Here is a 15079-nt window from a genome sequence, read left to right on the forward strand (position 1 = left end):
TCATCTCCTTTCCTGAAGTAAGTCTTTATCATTCCCATGGTCGGTCTTTATCGGGATCCTCATGCTGACGGAAACACCTTGTCCGTCATTAGAATCTACTTTCATTTCTGCACTTGGTCCATACCCTAGAAGCAGCCTGTCACGAATATTCTTCAGGCCTATATGTTCATGCGAATAAGTCCCTTCGTAAGGGGGTGTATAGATATGTTCCCGTAGAGTCTGAAGCTCTTCTTCCATCAGACCCGGACCATCATTCTCTACAGTAAAGCACAGATCGTTTCCTTGTTTTTCCCCGTTAATGGACAAATGAGCGTTGCTGTAACCTTCCTCATACGTGTGTTTAATGTAATTCTCTGCTAGGGGCTGCAGAATCATACTTGGAATTGTCATGTCCAAAATGGATTCATCGATATTGACCGAGTAACTTACATTTTCACCAAAACGCTCTGTTTGAAGGGAGAGGTACGCTTTTGTATACTCAGCTTCATCCCGAACCCTTACCCATTGATCTGCCTGCATTGAGTAGCGCATCATTTTGGACAGCGAAGTCAGCAATTGATAGACCTTTGGTGCATTCGACCTGAGGGCAACAGCGCCGATGGATTGTAAAGCGTTAAACAAAAAATGAGGATTAACCTGTGATTTTAACGCCCTGAACTGGTTCTTCCTGTTTTCAATTTCAAGCTTATATTCTCGGTCAATGTGGGAATTGATCCGGTTCATCATGTCCTTCATGTGTGACTCCAAATGGCCAATTTCATCGCTTTTGGTATCATCAAAGGGGACATTCATATTTCCGCCTTCAATGGAGCGGACTTTGCTGCTCAGCCTCGTAATGGGACGGGTAATCCTATTTGAGATAATGCATATCATAAGCAAACCCAGTATTCCTACGCCGATGCCGACAAGGATATTGGTATAGGCGGTTTTCCTGGCATCTTCAAATAAAGCCTGACTCGACATGACCTTAATCAATTTCCAGCCGTTCAGTGACCCTGATAACTCCTTTGATAAGATAATATCGTCATCATGCCGGCTCCTATTCCCGTCAAGACGTTGCTTTTCATCGGTAGGAAGAGGTTTTCCAATCAGGGCACGATCGTTTGCATACATGACGCGATCTTTTGAATCAATAAGCAAAACAGAAGATTCGTCTCCCTGGACAAGGTTATTGCAAATGCGGGCGTACTCGCCCAAATCAATGTCGATTGTAATCATCCCAAGAAACTTTTTAGAAAGAACGTCTTTAATTTTGTGGTGAAAAGTCATCACCATCGTTTTGTCCGATTTTGGAACAATGGCTGCATTATTGTAATTCTCAAGAGTGTGGGGCGGCTCAATTAAATATTGTGAGTCAGATGTATACAGCTGTTTGATCGGGTCCTGGTTAAGAAAATTCGGCTGATACCTGTGTGTGCTGATCATTGCATTATAGACAGTAAATGACTCATTGTTTTTAGCAATATAGAAACGGATTTGCCGGAATTCTTTTCTCATTAGATAAAAGGTTTCGAGACTCTTTTCCATGGTCATAGGGCTGAAATAAATGGAGTCTTCGAAGCCATTATTAAAAATCCGAAACAGATCAGGGTTGCGGTACAGAATATATGGAAAATCAATCATGTCGTCAAAATACTGCTCCAGTTCATCCGCATTCTTTTGAAGCAGCTCCCGGCTGTTTTCAAGTTCATACTGCTCCACACTGTTTTTTGTATAAGTGTAGATGAAAAAAACGGACAGGAAATAGGGCAGAACGATGAAAATCAGCAGCATGATCAATAAACGGCTTTGTATACTTTTCACAGGAGGCACCCCCCTTTCGCAGTAGGCTCTTTTTTTAGTCTTCTCACTTTAGCATCCTAAAACTATATCAAATCAAAAAACCAAGTCAATCATGCTTAAGTAGGATTCGTGTAAGTGCATGTATCGTTATATATCGCAGTTCGGGCTTATATTATGTTCTAATCTGCGCTGCGCCAGAGATTTGAAGAAGATAAGGCAAACAAAAAAGCTGAAGACATCTTCAGCTTTTACAAAAATTGTTTTTTACTCCTACTTCTTCATCAACAAAAACAAAATATAAGGAGCCCCTATTAAAGCGATCATAATCCCCGCAGGTATACCTTTGGGTTCAAGTATGTTTCTTCCGATGGTATCTGCCAGAAGCAGCAGCCAGGCGCGGATCAGAATCGCTACCGGCAGGAAGAGCTGATTTCGAAATCCGACCAGAGCTCTTGCAAAGTGCGGAGCCCTGAGCCCGACGAAGGCGATGCCTCCTGTGACAAGGACAGCTGCTGCTGCAAGCGCAGCCCATGGAAGGATGGCCCAAATGAAAGGCCAGTCTGCACCCCATATGTTCCCTGACACCAATTTGCAATAAAAATCCACCTTTTGGCGATCAGCAGATGAAATAAGGACAATCATTAGACCTGAGAGGGCCATAGAAAATCCCACCCCGGTTAATTCAAGTTTGACTGGCCGCCCCGAAATGGGAAATAAATATAAAAGTAAGCCTTTGTCACTTTGGGCAAAGGCTCCTTTTTTGACGGGTTTCTTCTATATTAATTTTTTAGAAATGTTAGCAGCGCTTCATTAAATTCTTTTGGGGTGAGTTGCGTTTAATCCATGCGGACCACACTTTATTAGAGCGAGCTTACTACCAGGAATGGAATCAAATGTACGTTTTCCACTTAACTCAAAAGGTACAGTTGTATCAGAGTCACCATGAATAATAAGAGTAGGTATATTGAACTTTTCCAAGTCCTTTCTAAAATCTGTCTTACTAAAGGCCGTTATACAATCGAGCTATCATTATCCCTAAAACAAAGATTATGAAATCCTGCGAATAAGCAAGTATTTGTTAGAAAATCGCATTAAACTGATGAGTGGAAAAGAAAGAAGGATTTGAAAATAATATTGAAATATCCATAAAAATTAGACCCTTTATCTAAAAACATTTTAAAATATGGCTGTTTTCACATACTATGTTGCTATTTACCAGGTAGTGAGTTGTGGTTGGTTTCCCCTCCAGATGCTCGCTTTCTGCGGGGCGGGCGGTGAGCCTCCTCGGCGTAAACGCCTGTGGGGTCTCACCTGTCCCGCTGCTCCCGCAGGAGTCTCGCACTTCCGCTCCAATCAACCTTAGATAGTTTCGTTTTAAAAACAACAATCTTTACGAAAAGAGCCTAAAATATAAAACAGTGGGAAATGAATGCTTCCCACTGTTTTTAACGTTCAGCTGGTGTTTTCATTAATTGTTTTGATAAGTTGACTGATCTAATTTCACTAACAAATGTAGAGCCTAATAGTAATATCCCACCCAGCATTTGAACAATTGTCATTTGTTCTAGCAAGATAATTGCAGAAATCAATATAGCTACAAATGGAGCTACATAACTTAGTATAGCTATACTCTGTGTTTTGATTTTTCCATACAAGGGAAAAATAACCAAAATCCAATCCCTGTATTGATGATCCCTAAAATTTTTAAAAAAGGAGTGGAAGAACTTGATACTTCAAAAATACCAAAGCCTTCAGTAAGGAAAACATATGGCATTAGAAGTAATGTGGTTGTTCCAGGCTGAATGATGGTCAGCTCTAACTTTCCCATATTTTTAATAAATTTATTTAAAAGCAATAACGCTGCATAAAATGCAGCTGCGATTAATCCAAAGGAAATTCCAATAAAATCATCTGATCTGGATGCACTCACGCCTTTTCCTACAATCATTAACATACCAATGATCGCTACAAATTTCGTTTTTCTTCAACATTTTTTTTAAAAACAACTTTCCATTTCTCCACTTATTCCTTATTTCTTAACTTCTCCACTTTTTCGGGAGTTAGGGTGATGTCCCGGACAAGGGAAACTCTTCCCCACTCATCCTTGTGAACGATGTGTTTTCGTTCAAATTTGGTCGGAGTATCTATACCTGCTGCAGCTGCAAGGTTAAATAGCCCCTCGCGGAGGGAAATCACGTAATTGGCGACTCGGTATTGTTTTTCTTCAATAACCAGACCATCCTGCAACTTTGAATCAGTTGTGGCTACTCCTGCAGGGCAATGGTTTGTATGGCAGATTTCAGCCATGATGCAGCCAACGCTAATCATAAAACCGCGGGCTATATTGACTAAATCTGCCCCCATCGCTAAAGCGACCGCCACTTTATCTGGAGAAGTCAGCTTGCCTGATGCAATCAGCTTGACCCTGTTACGTACACCATATTTTTTTAACATCTCATCTACAAGTGGCAAGGCTGACATAATTGGGAGTCCGACTGCATCTGCAAGCTCCTGATAGGTTGCCCCAGTTCCGCCTTCTCCGCCATCCACCGTGATAAAATCAGGCCCTTTACCTGTATCTCTCATGTTTTTCGTCATTTCCTCAAGTGCATCAAGATCCCCCACAACAATTTTGATACCGATAGGCTTTCCGCCTACATCCCTCATTCTTTCTACAAATTCGAACAATTCATTAAAATTCTTGAATTCATAGAACCGGTTAGGGCTATTGATCGTTTGGCCAGGTTCCACTAGGCGAATTTGGGCAATTTCTTCTGTCACCTTTTGCCCTTCAATATGCCCACCTCTGATTTTGGCACCTTGTGCCAGCTTAATTTCAAATGCCTTTACTTGCTCGATTTCACTTTTCTTCTTGAATTCTTCCCAGGAGAACTCCCCACCTGCTGTCCTTACTCCAAACAGTCCCGGACCGATTTGCATTATGATGTCGGGATTTCCGGAGAGATGATATTTGGAAAGACCACCTTCACCAGTATTCATCCATGTTCCTCCTGCAAGCCCTAATCCTCTCGACAGTGCAGTGATGGCATTCTCACCGAGTGCACCGTAGCTCATTGCAGATTGTCCTACGAGCCCCTTTAATTTAAAGGGATTCCGGCATGTGTCCCCTCCGATTATGACAGCATCCTCGTCTCGTAAAAAGTACGGTTCTATTTGTCTATCTTCCCGCTTCTCCTTTCTGGTCAATAGACCTTCCTCATCTACTTCATATACCTTTGTATTGATTTTTTGGCTATTATCTATTCTCAATTCTTCCCGGAGATTGGGAAACATACTATTTCGAATATAGTATCCAGCCTCATTGAAGTCACGTTCCGATCCAAATCCGATTAAACGCTCCTTATATTTTCCTGCTTTTACAACATCCTCGAATTCCTTTCTTGAGAAAGGGGTGCCTTCATTATTATTTTCAAATAAATACTGCCTAAGTTCAGGTCCTATTTGCTCTGTCATGTATCTAATTCGCCCTATTAGGGGGAAATTCCTCAGGATTGAATGTTGTTTTTGTGTATCATCCTTTCGGTAAAAGTACGCTGCGGCCGCAACTGTCCCTAAAACGGCAGAACCTTTTAAAACTGTAGGAAGGTAATGTTTTAATTTGGACATTTTATCACCCTTCGCTTCTTATTTTTTGTGCAAGTTACTCGAGTAATCTATAATCTTTGGAGTGCTTCATCAATCAGAATTTCTCCAGAAGTTACATGGAACGTTTTATTATATACTTCTTTAGTATCCAGCGCTTTGACCAATACAGAAGCAATATCCTCCTTTGGTATCTCGCCTTTGTCATGCACAATTGATGGTCCAGCTTCAACTTTACCTATTCCCGGCTTATCAACAGGCATACTTGTCCGTATGACCGTATATGTAAGCTTTTCCTGTCTTAATAGCTCTTCTGAGTGGTACTTGACACCGTTTGTACTAGAATCTAAGCTCTCCATTTCTTTTGCTCGCATGGTGTTCATCAAAACAAAGCGCTTCACCCCATGTTTCTTAGCAGCCTTAACTGAGTCTATTACTGACTGATGGTCAACCAGTATTGGTTTGCCCTCCCCAGTCCGGGGACTGGCGCCACTCAGGTAGATCACTGCTTCACAGCCTGAAAAAGCACTGGAAAAATCCCTTTTTTCCAAAGAAACTACATCTCGTGCTCCAAGTTTAACCATTTCCTCAACTTTATTTTCTGCTCCTACCAGTGCTACCGGGTTATGGTGCCTGTCTGCCAGCTGTTTTACAACGTGCTCTCCGGTCATGTCCTCTGTTCCTATTACCAGAACTCTCATTTTAATACCTCCCTGCTAGTTTGATACTATCTATTTACCACTTTAAAGTTTAATGAAACAATTAAACGTCTTCGCCGTATCGTTAATTTTAACGATTCTTTGATAGTCCAATTTCTTCAGTGAAGCAATTAGGCTTTTATTGAACGTACGTAATCTCAAAATTAATAATCTGACATCCATTATTACTGAAGCTGTAGGAACTAGATTAGTGATTGGAATTAAATAAGAACGAAACCCAACTACTCTGCTCATGTAAAATGAATTGGTTTTAATTTGGGTAATTATATAAAACTATACATTAAAGACGATTATTTCCTGGGTAAACAAAACCCCAAATTATCTCTTAAAATATTAATTTTTTATGTAATCACTCCATACATTCCATAGTTATTCGCACCCATACTTTCTTACGAACGCCATATTGAGGAATTCCGCACGAAGGATACTGCCATCTATAAAGTATAAAAACTTTTATCAACCTGGAAATGAGGGGCCCTATTTTTTTCAAAACTGAAAAATTACTAACTACAGGAATTCTAAACTGACCAGCTTTCCATATATGAAAAAAGAACCTCTAGTAATATACTAAAGATTCGGGATTAATAAATGTTTTGTAATTTTAATATGTTAAATTAATAGATTTCCATAATACGAGATAAACGAATAGAGAAAATCTTTTGATTTTCATCTTTTAAGGAAAGAGTTTGTTCATTAAGGTTAAGTTTATGCAATTGACCCTTGCATGTTTTTAATACTCCTTCTTTATAATAAATGATGGTCGTTATGCCCTTTTTTTTCAACGATTTCAAGATCATCTGATTATCTCCCTTCTGTCTATTCAATTATTTATTAAAATTGTATGATAAGTGGTGCAATACTATGAAATCAATTAGGATATGTATATTATACAATGAAAATCGTAAGCGTTTTCATTGTTGTTGTGAACAATTTGTGAAAGTTTGAACATTGGAATATTTTAGGTAAATTGGAGTGGGCTAGGAAATGGTAAAAATCCATGAAAAAAATGAATTTTAAGTGAATCGGCATTAAATTCTCGTCTGAGTTGGATAAAATTTCAATTTTTTGTATAATCATAGGTGGATATGTATGAGTTGCAATTATTTTTTCGAGAACAGCAACTGGCTTTTGACAAGGGTGAAAAATCGCTTTTCCACTAACCATAGGTGCTCCATAAGAAGCCTTATCATAATAAAAATTAAATGTTCTTTTTGTCCCTTTAGTATAGGAAATAAAATATTCTCCTATTCAAAAAAAGGTAAGAGCATATTTGTGCCCTTACCTTTTTTCATTTATTCTTCACCGTTACTCTTCCTTGCTTGCTGCCATATTCATGCTCGCTTCGACATTCTCTTGCCTGATGGTGGTGAATGGTAAATTTCGTTTTCCTGAGAAATTCTCAAGCAAGTCTTTGACATCAATTCCCGAAGATGCCTTTAATGACTCTTGCAATGTTGCCATTAAATCCGTTGCATATCCTGTCACTTTATTAGCCCCGCCATTCGCACCGCTTCCGCCTGTGTCCACTACAGTGATTTTGTCTATATTACTAAGCGGGCTAGCAACTTGTTTTGCATATTCAGGCAGCATTTTCAAAATCATGTCCATTACGGCGGCTTGCCCGAACTGTTCAAAAGCTTCAGCTATTTTCTGCTTGGCTTCTGCTTCTGCTACCCCTTTTAACCTGATGATTTCCGCTTCTGTCGTACCTTGTGCCCTTTGGGCGTCCGCTTTAGCAAGACCGTCCATTCGAACACGTTCCGCTTCCGCTTTGGCCATGGCTTCAATTTTATACTTATCGGCATCCGCTTCTGTAATCTGTTTCATTTTGTTTGCGGAAGCTGCCTGCTCTACCGCATAACGATCGGCATCCGCCTTTTTCTTCACTTCTGAATCATATTGCTTTTCACGGCGAAGGATTTCTTTTTCTTCCAGCTCAATCTGCTTTTGCCGTTCGATGATCCTGATTTGCATTTCCTGTTCGGTTACATCCTGTTTAGATCTGGCAGTTTCAAGATCGTAAGCTTGGTCTGCACGTGCCTTGGCAATATCCTGCTCACGACGGAATTCCGCAACCTTTAGCTTGTTGATTTTTTCGGCTTCGGCTATTTCTGTTGCCCTTTCAAGTTCGGCACGCTGGGCTTCCTTCGAAGCTTCGGCTCGCTTGATTCGCGTTTCTTTCTCGGCATCGGCGGTAGCTATATCGGCATCCCTTTTCACTTGAGCAATCCTTGGCTTACCTAGAGATTCAAGATATCCATTTTTGTCACGAACATCTTTAATCGTGAACGATACGATGATGAGTCCCATTTTAGCCAAATCCTGCGAGGCTACCCTCTGTACTTCCTGGGAAAACTTTTCACGGTTTTTATAAATTTCCTCGACTGTCATCGAACCAAGGATTGAGCGAAGATGTCCTTCCAATACTTCCCGCGCTTCCTGTTCACGGTCATCTTTCGATTTACCAAGGAATTGCTCTGCTGCTGTGGCGATATCGGTGATTGAACCGCCAATCTTGATGATCGATACACCATCAGCCATGACAGGAACACCTTGTTCTGTATATACTTCAGGAGTCGAGACCTCAAGTTTGCTTGACAACAAGCTCAATGGTTCCGCTTGTTGGAACACTGGCAAAACGAAAGCACCTCCACCGCGGACGATTTTAATTTTATTTCCTGATTCGTCGATGTGGACATTCTTGCTGCCCAAGTAACTTCCAGTCACTATCAAGGCCTCATCAGGACCAGCAGTACGGTATTTCGTAACAAACACAGCAATAAGTGCGATTAATAAAAATGCAACAATGGCGACAACAATCCAAATTAAACTAAACATAAATGACCTCCTACCTCTTATTCATTCTCATGGGGCATGACATAGACAACCCCATTTTTAACTTCGATGATCAAGACTTTTGTATCCGAAACAATTCCTTCATTCTTATAACTGGCCGCAGTCTTCGCAATGCTCCCGCTGATGCTTTCGATTAAGACTTCCCCAAACCCATCAACCGGGACTGATGTCAGAACCCTGCCAACCCTGCCTCTCAGGTCATTGTCATGAAACGTTAAGCTTTCCTCCGCCGATGAGATGGGAATCAACACAAATACATTCAATAGGGTGACGATTGTAAATGAAATGAGCAGGGAAATCACGGCAATCATCACATCATTAAGTCCTGTAAGCGATTCAAGCAAAAACCCACTCGAAAAAAATACGGTCAAAAAACTAAAAATGAGGGTTGGATTTAATATATCCGGTAATTCTAGGCCAGAAAATATATCATTAAACAAGATAAATAGGAATGTTAGCCCCCCGAATATAATTAATCCATATAAATAGACTGTTTCTAATGGAACTCCAAATAACTCCATCTCTTTCATCCTTTTAATTTGATTTTTCTTTACCGCTTACTACTATTAAGACCTAGGATAAGCGTTTTAACTACCTTTTGAAAGACATATGGCAATGATCCCCCCCATTTACTTCACTTACCATTAATACGAATGACGTTACAGAAAGTTTCATTTTTTTTCCAAGTTTTACGAACCTGGGCAACAACTAGGCCCTTATAAAATAAAATTCATAATATCATTGACAGTGTTTACTTATCATATTAAAATTCTTTATATGTTAACTCGTTTGATAACCAGGTTTACAATAGGGGGAAGCACGATGAGGGAAAGTCACGAGAAATTAAGAATGATGATGGTTACAGCCTTATTTGCTGCACTTATAGGGATCCTTGCCCAAATTACAATTCCACTGCCGTTAGTACCGATTACAGGACAGACTCTAGCTGTTGGGCTGGCAGCCACTATACTAGGTTCACGTTATGGAACCTCTTCCGTTTTATTATACTTGTTCATAGGAGCTGCAGGAGTACCAGTGTTCGCTGAAATGTCTGGAGGACTAGCTAAGATATTCGGTCCGACTGGCGGTTATTTATTATCCTATATCCCGACAGTTTATATTACCGGGCTGATATTGGAAAAAACACGTTTCTCAGTTGCAATGGCTTTCCTTGCAAATATAATCGGGATGTTCATAACGTTGATCATCGGTACGATTTGGTTGAAATATATGAGCTCATTATCATGGACAGTTGCATTTTCCAGCGGTTTTGCCCCATTTATAATCGTAGGCATTTTAAAAGCATTCCTTGCATCTTGGCTTGGGATTACGATCCGTTCAAGGTTAGCATCAGCTAATATGCTCCCAAAAAAAAATACACCACTTTCCCAATGATGCAAATGGGTAAATGAAAGAGAGGGTGCCGCTTGCGGTACCCTCTCTTTCATCTTGTTACTTTTTCAGCCATCATTTTCTATCACTTGCACAAAAAAAGAATCTTAGAAAAAGACTCTTTTTTTACAAGTATTTATTACGGTCCTATCCCCATAAGTCCGAATATGAAAAGCAAATATATGTTATCCCCTTTGCTAACCGTAATCATTTTACTATAGTTACCGCAATTTGACAACTATTGAAGAATCGTGAAAAGGCTACCATTTATAACTTAAGAAAATATAATAAATGGATTTAGTTATTTATTATTCACTTTATATTCTTTTTTCGTACCATCATCGAACACGACCTCTAAATCGAATTCTTCATAGGCATCCTTCAAATCAAAAACACTTGTCACTTCTTGAACGACTTGTTCATCTATTGAATCTTTGGTGAATGTCAATTTTTCTAAAATCGGTGTTAATTCTTTCATTGCTTCATCACCGTGAACTTCATGTTTGTTTGATTTATCCTCGATTGAAGCTTCTGTTTGGGCTCCCATGGTATCATATTCAGCTTCGTACTCGTTATCAGTTCCAACATAATCAACTTCTAATTGAAAATCCTTGAAAGTGAAAGGCAGCTTTTCATTATTATCCGTTCTTGTTTCAGGATTTGTTTCCGCTTGATTTTCATTCTCCTTAACCGGTGGATTTTTCACTTCATCGTTTTCTCCCCCACACCCGGCCAAAACAAGCATAGCGGCAAACGGAACAGATAATATTTTGATTGATTTTCTCATTATTAGTCATTCCTCCCTAATCATCTGTATACTTATTGATTACCTAAAAGGGGGCATTCAAAACTTCAGGAATCTTTCAGGTATCATAAGATCGATCAAGTTAAAGAATCACTAGAAATGATCATAGTGGAAGGATGTAAAATAATACAGCAAAAAAATGGGTGGCAGAACCCCCAAGCACAAAAACATGCCAGACGGCGTGATGAAACGGAAAACCGCGCCATACATAAAAGATAGCTCCAAACGTATAAAGCAAGCCCCCTGCTATCAGTAACTGGATACCTTCTGAGGGCATCGCTGCTGTAAGAGGTCCCCAAACGATGACGATCATCCACCCCATCGCAATATAAAGAAGCGTCGAAAGGAATAGGAACCTTTTAACATAGAAAGCTTTGAAGACGACGCCGATGATTGCAACTCCCCAAATTATTCCAAGCAATGTCCAGCCTAGTGAGCCTTGAATCACAAGGACCATGATGGGCGTGTATGTTCCTGCAATGAATATATATATGGCTGAATGATCAAAGATTTCGAATATATCCTTTGTTTTCCCCTCTGGAAAACTATGCACTAAAGTGGATGAGACATATAAAAGAAGCATGGAAGCGCCATAGATGACTGAAATGACTACATCCCAAGGCGATCCTTTTTGGACTGAGAATATTATTAAAAACACAAGAGCGGCGATACTCAACAAAACACCAACACCATGGGTTATCGCATTGACCACTTCTTCTTTTTTTGTATAAACATGTGTATTAGCCATGTTACAGCTCCTTTATCTAGATAAAAATTTTCAACATTCTCCTAAATTATACATCATATTTTCCAAGCAATATAGAAAAGTGAATATAGCTTGATTATCACCACTAATTAGATTATTATCTAATTAGATAATAATCTAATTAGTGAGGGGGATAAAGGTGCAATTAGAAAAGTTGGTCGCTTTCCATAAAACGATTGGTGATGTGACTAGGATTAGGATTATATCCATTCTGGCAAACGGTCCAAAACACGGACAGGCTCTTGCGGGAATATTAAAATTGACTGCCCCAACCATTTCACACCATTTAATGAAATTGAAGGACATTAATTTAGTGAAGGATCGGAGAGAAAAAAATACGGTATATTATTTTTTGAACGAAGATGTCCTAGAGCATTATTCTTCAGCATTACCTAAAATCATTTCAAATAAGGGGGACTCCAGTAAATTGGATAAACAAAAGCTGATTTTAGAGCATAAAAAGATCCTTGAAAACTTCTTTACACAAGATGGTCGACTAAAAACCATACCAGCACAAAGAAAGAAGAAAATGATCGTTCTTCATCATATTGCAGGCCTCTTGGAAAAGGGACGTAAATATCCAGAAAAAGAACTGAATGAATTCATCCAGTCATTCCATGATGATTACGCAACGATAAGACGTGAACTCATTATCGGAGGCATCATGTACCGGGAAAACAGCATTTATGAACTGAATCCCCGCGAGATGTGGGCTGAAATCATTTAAGAGTTAGTTTTAAACATGAAAAACCGGCCTCCCTTTGTTGGTGAGACCGGTTCTTGAAATGTAGTTTATATGGCAAAATGGTGGCCACCGATGATTTTGATTACCTCCAATTGCTTCATCCATTTGCTGTCCGAAATACTGGGATTCCAAAAATACAAGGCATCATTTGTGTAGCCATGAATCGCCAATGCTTCATTGACAGCCTTCTTGGCATCATCTCCGGCTGCTTTGTTTATACTGCCATCAGCAACGGGCGAGAATTGGTTTTTTTGATAGATTACTTCCCGGACCGTATCAGGGAATTCTTTGCTATCGAGGCGATTCAAAACTACTCCTGCCACCTCTACCTTTCCTCTATAAGGCTCCCCTTTGGCTTCTGCATGCACAAGCCTTGCTAATAATTCTTTATCTTTTTCATTCATTACATGTGGAATAATCAATGTTTTACCAGGTTCGGCAACATTATTTACATTATTATTGACTTCTTTTAACTTTTTGATTGGGACACCATACTGCTTCGCAATATCCCATATTGATTCACCTTGTTTAATGACATGTTTGGTTGCTCCATCAGAAGCTATACTGGTCGTTCCCTTAGGAATAGCTATCCCAAGTACGATGACACTTAGAGTCATTATCACGGTTATTAATACTGATAATTTCATCTTGTAACCTCCTCGTTAAGCATCTTCCTAGGATAACAGACCATATGGGAGAAAACAGTGCTAAATTTTTCCCAAGGAAATCAAGGAAAAATTTTCACGGGTCAATTAACTTAGAAATTTTAAAGATTCCCATTCCATTCCTCACGTAGTATACCCATTCTGATTGAATCATAATAATAACCATCATAATAACGGCATTTTCTCATTCTTCCCTCTATTTGCATGCCTACCTTTTCCCCAACAGCCATCATACGTTCATTACCTGACCATGTCGTCAGTCCAACCCGTTCAATCTCCAAGTTTTCGAATAAATAGTCTATGAACATCATTAACGCTTCTGTTCCATACCCGCCATTCCAATACTTTGGCTCAAAAATCGTAATCCCTATTTCCAGCCAACGTGAGAGTTCATGTTCCCAGTAATATACAACCGAACCTATTATTTGATCGTTTTTTTCCATTAATAGCTCGGAGTAAGCCCCCATTTTCCCATCATTGGTTCTGTGCTTCGTTTCTTTATCGATATACGTATGGTAATCCATGAGTTCAAGAGGATAGTAAGGTGCATCCCACTTTTTCCATTCTGGATTGACTTCTCCATATTTCAGGCTCCATAAACGTTTTAAATCGGCTTGTTTAACGTTCCTCAATATTACTTTTCTTCCTTCAATCCAAACATCGTCCACTCCTCTTCCTCCTACTTCTTCCAGTATATACCTTCCATTTTAGCGGTCGACACATAATTTAATAAAATATTGCCTATCTCTGGGACCATCGAATTCACAAAAATATATCCCTTGCCATGTACCAAGAATTAAACTTCCCTTATGGATGATCACCTGTTGTGAAGAACCAACCGTACTTGATTTCAAATGGGCAGCCGTGTTTCCTTCCTTATGTAAATCCAATGTATGATTCCATGGGTATTGCTCATCCAATCTTCTTAGCATATCCTTTTTGACATCGGGATCTGCATTTTCATTAATTGTGATCCCTGCTGTCGTATGAGGACAATATATAAGAGCTAACCCCTGTTGTATCCCGTTTTCATTGATGAATGCCTGTACTTCTGCCGTAACATCAATCATATCATCCCTTTTAGTTGTTTTTAAGGTGTTTTTCTTCAGCATGTACGTCCACTCCTTTACCCATAAACATGACATTTATGCTTTAATAAACGAATCAAGAACCAACGATAAGCAAAACCGATCGATGATGAATTAAAAAATAAGCTATTTTTATTGATTTTTTTATTTTAATATTGGATATATAAGTAGCTAAGGGAGGGTGGGGAAAAATGGGTTTCGTTTTTAAAGCAATCGATCATTTCCAATTAGCATCTCCCAAAAATACCGAGGACCAATCAAGGAAGTTTTTCAATGAGATTCTAATGTTTCAGGAAGTGGATAAGCCTGCATCCTTAAAGTCAAATGGCGGAGTATGGTTCGAATCAGGATCGATCAAAATTCATGTTGGAACGGAAGATCAGTTCATTCCCGCGAGAAAAGCCCATCCAGCGCTTGAAGTAGAAAATCTTAGAGACTTTAAACAACATTTAATAACTAATCGTGTTTCTTTTACAGAAGACAAAAGGTTACCTGGGGCGAACCGCATCTATATATCCGATCCCTTCGGCAATCGGATTGAAATTTTGGAATGGATATAATAAAAGCGGGTCCATAAAATTGAGGCTGCTGAAAAACTCACGTTTTTCTAACTAGTACGGTAAATCAAATTAAAAAAAGACGATTCTCATTCGATACT

At 39.4% G+C, this 15079-nt stretch carries 14 protein-coding genes and 3 pseudogenes; 3 read left to right on the forward strand and 14 right to left on the reverse strand.

The genetic code is table 11. From position 1 onward, the window contains the following. From ACFX4L_RS20675 to ACFX4L_RS20715, 9 genes and pseudogenes are all read right to left on the reverse strand, one after another. Positions 1–1803 carry a cache domain-containing sensor histidine kinase gene (locus tag ACFX4L_RS20675; protein ID WP_377406055.1) on the reverse strand — a complete coding sequence of 601 codons (1803 nt, stop codon included), beginning with the start codon at positions 1801–1803 and terminating at the stop codon, positions 1–3. A 249-nt stretch (positions 1804–2052) separates the two neighbouring features. Then, a pseudogene (locus tag ACFX4L_RS20680) lies at positions 2053–2511 on the reverse strand (iron chelate uptake ABC transporter family permease subunit); the annotation flags it as partial. 50 nt (positions 2512–2561) lie between these two features. After that, positions 2562–2805 (reverse strand): annotated as a pseudogene (locus tag ACFX4L_RS20685) (alpha/beta fold hydrolase); the annotation flags it as partial. 422 nt (positions 2806–3227) lie between these two features. Further along, a pseudogene (locus ACFX4L_RS20690) lies at positions 3228–3751 on the reverse strand (EamA family transporter); the annotation flags it as partial. Positions 3752–3804: 53 nt separating this feature from the next. After that, on the reverse strand, positions 3805–5409 hold the full coding sequence (locus ACFX4L_RS20695) for an FMN-binding glutamate synthase family protein (RefSeq protein WP_377385800.1): 1605 nt from the start codon (positions 5407–5409) through the stop codon (positions 3805–3807). A gap of 47 nt (positions 5410–5456) precedes the next feature. Then, positions 5457–6086: an NAD(P)H-binding protein gene (locus ACFX4L_RS20700; RefSeq protein WP_377406057.1), complete on the reverse strand. Its 630-nt coding sequence runs from the start codon at positions 6084–6086 to the stop codon at positions 5457–5459. A 632-nt stretch (positions 6087–6718) separates the two neighbouring features. Further along, positions 6719–6901, reverse strand: coding sequence for a YolD-like family protein (locus ACFX4L_RS20705; protein ID WP_034307388.1), 183 nt, complete (start codon positions 6899–6901; stop codon positions 6719–6721). Between the two features lie 508 nt (positions 6902–7409). Further along, on the reverse strand, positions 7410–8942 hold the full coding sequence (locus ACFX4L_RS20710; RefSeq protein ID WP_377406059.1) for a flotillin lipid rafts scaffold protein FloT: 1533 nt from the start codon (positions 8940–8942) through the stop codon (positions 7410–7412). A gap of 17 nt (positions 8943–8959) precedes the next feature. Beyond that, positions 8960–9481, reverse strand: coding sequence for an NfeD family membrane protein (locus tag ACFX4L_RS20715; protein WP_089364847.1), 522 nt, complete (start codon positions 9479–9481; stop codon positions 8960–8962). A gap of 301 nt (positions 9482–9782) precedes the next feature. On the opposite strand from ACFX4L_RS20715, the gene ACFX4L_RS20720 reads away from it, so the two are divergent. Then, positions 9783–10355, forward strand: a complete 573-nt coding sequence (locus ACFX4L_RS20720) for a biotin transporter BioY (RefSeq protein ID WP_289337457.1) — start codon at positions 9783–9785, stop codon at positions 10353–10355. Positions 10356–10653: 298 nt separating this feature from the next. Here the strand turns inward: ACFX4L_RS20720 and ACFX4L_RS20725 are convergent, their stop codons facing one another. Together ACFX4L_RS20725 and trhA are read right to left on the reverse strand one after the other, a co-directional pair. Then, positions 10654–11139: a YusW family protein gene (locus ACFX4L_RS20725; protein ID WP_377406062.1), complete on the reverse strand. Its 486-nt coding sequence runs from the start codon at positions 11137–11139 to the stop codon at positions 10654–10656. Between the two features lie 121 nt (positions 11140–11260). Next, a complete protein-coding gene (gene trhA, locus ACFX4L_RS20730; RefSeq protein ID WP_289337455.1) occupies positions 11261–11905 on the reverse strand; it encodes a PAQR family membrane homeostasis protein TrhA in 645 nt (214 codons plus the stop codon). A gap of 157 nt (positions 11906–12062) precedes the next feature. On the opposite strand from trhA, the gene ACFX4L_RS20735 reads away from it, so the two are divergent. Next, positions 12063–12650 (forward strand): DUF2087 domain-containing protein, encoded by a 588-nt coding sequence (locus ACFX4L_RS20735; RefSeq protein ID WP_125161395.1) that lies wholly within the window; start codon positions 12063–12065, stop codon positions 12648–12650. 65 nt (positions 12651–12715) lie between these two features. Here the strand turns inward: ACFX4L_RS20735 and ACFX4L_RS20740 are convergent, their stop codons facing one another. The 3 genes from ACFX4L_RS20740 to ACFX4L_RS20750 form a co-directional block, all read right to left on the reverse strand. Further along, on the reverse strand, positions 12716–13315 hold the full coding sequence (locus tag ACFX4L_RS20740) for a cell wall hydrolase (RefSeq protein ID WP_289337454.1): 600 nt from the start codon (positions 13313–13315) through the stop codon (positions 12716–12718). 119 nt (positions 13316–13434) lie between these two features. Next, positions 13435–14001, reverse strand: coding sequence for a GNAT family N-acetyltransferase (locus ACFX4L_RS20745; RefSeq protein ID WP_377406064.1), 567 nt, complete (start codon positions 13999–14001; stop codon positions 13435–13437). Between the two features lie 39 nt (positions 14002–14040). Continuing rightward, on the reverse strand, positions 14041–14445 hold the full coding sequence (locus tag ACFX4L_RS20750; RefSeq protein ID WP_089364853.1) for a secondary thiamine-phosphate synthase enzyme YjbQ: 405 nt from the start codon (positions 14443–14445) through the stop codon (positions 14041–14043). A 167-nt stretch (positions 14446–14612) separates the two neighbouring features. Between ACFX4L_RS20750 and ACFX4L_RS20755 the strand changes: the two genes are divergently transcribed. After that, entirely contained in the window at positions 14613–14981 is a 369-nt protein-coding gene (locus ACFX4L_RS20755) for a VOC family protein (protein ID WP_377385777.1), read from the forward strand. Positions 14982–15079 lie beyond the last annotated feature (98 nt).

The sequence above is a fragment of the Peribacillus sp. YIM B13482 genome (assembly GCF_042787975.1).
Taxonomy (GTDB): domain Bacteria; phylum Bacillota; class Bacilli; order Bacillales; family DSM-1321; genus Peribacillus; species Peribacillus simplex_A.

Bases quoted from the DNA above. Each gene is read 5' to 3' on its own strand.
- ACFX4L_RS20695 (WP_377385800.1), bottom strand. From the start codon at position 5,409: ATGTCCAAATTAAAACATTACCTTCCTACAGTTTTAAAAGGTTCTGCC.
- ACFX4L_RS20700 (WP_377406057.1), bottom strand. From the start codon at position 6,086: ATGAGAGTTCTGGTAATAGGAACAGAGGACATGACCGGAGAGCACGTT.
- ACFX4L_RS20705 (WP_034307388.1), bottom strand. From the start codon at position 6,901: ATGATCTTGAAATCGTTGAAAAAAAAGGGCATAACGACCATCATTTAT.
- ACFX4L_RS20710 (WP_377406059.1), bottom strand. From the start codon at position 8,942: ATGTTTAGTTTAATTTGGATTGTTGTCGCCATTGTTGCATTTTTATTA.
- ACFX4L_RS20715 (WP_089364847.1), bottom strand. From the start codon at position 9,481: ATGGAGTTATTTGGAGTTCCATTAGAAACAGTCTATTTATATGGATTA.
- ACFX4L_RS20720 (WP_289337457.1), top strand. From the start codon at position 9,783: ATGAGGGAAAGTCACGAGAAATTAAGAATGATGATGGTTACAGCCTTA.
- ACFX4L_RS20725 (WP_377406062.1), bottom strand. From the start codon at position 11,139: ATGAGAAAATCAATCAAAATATTATCTGTTCCGTTTGCCGCTATGCTT.
- trhA (WP_289337455.1), bottom strand. From the start codon at position 11,905: ATGGCTAATACACATGTTTATACAAAAAAAGAAGAAGTGGTCAATGCG.
- ACFX4L_RS20740 (WP_289337454.1), bottom strand. From the start codon at position 13,315: ATGAAATTATCAGTATTAATAACCGTGATAATGACTCTAAGTGTCATC.
- ACFX4L_RS20750 (WP_089364853.1), bottom strand. From the start codon at position 14,445: ATGCTGAAGAAAAACACCTTAAAAACAACTAAAAGGGATGATATGATT.
- ACFX4L_RS20755 (WP_377385777.1), top strand. From the start codon at position 14,613: ATGGGTTTCGTTTTTAAAGCAATCGATCATTTCCAATTAGCATCTCCC.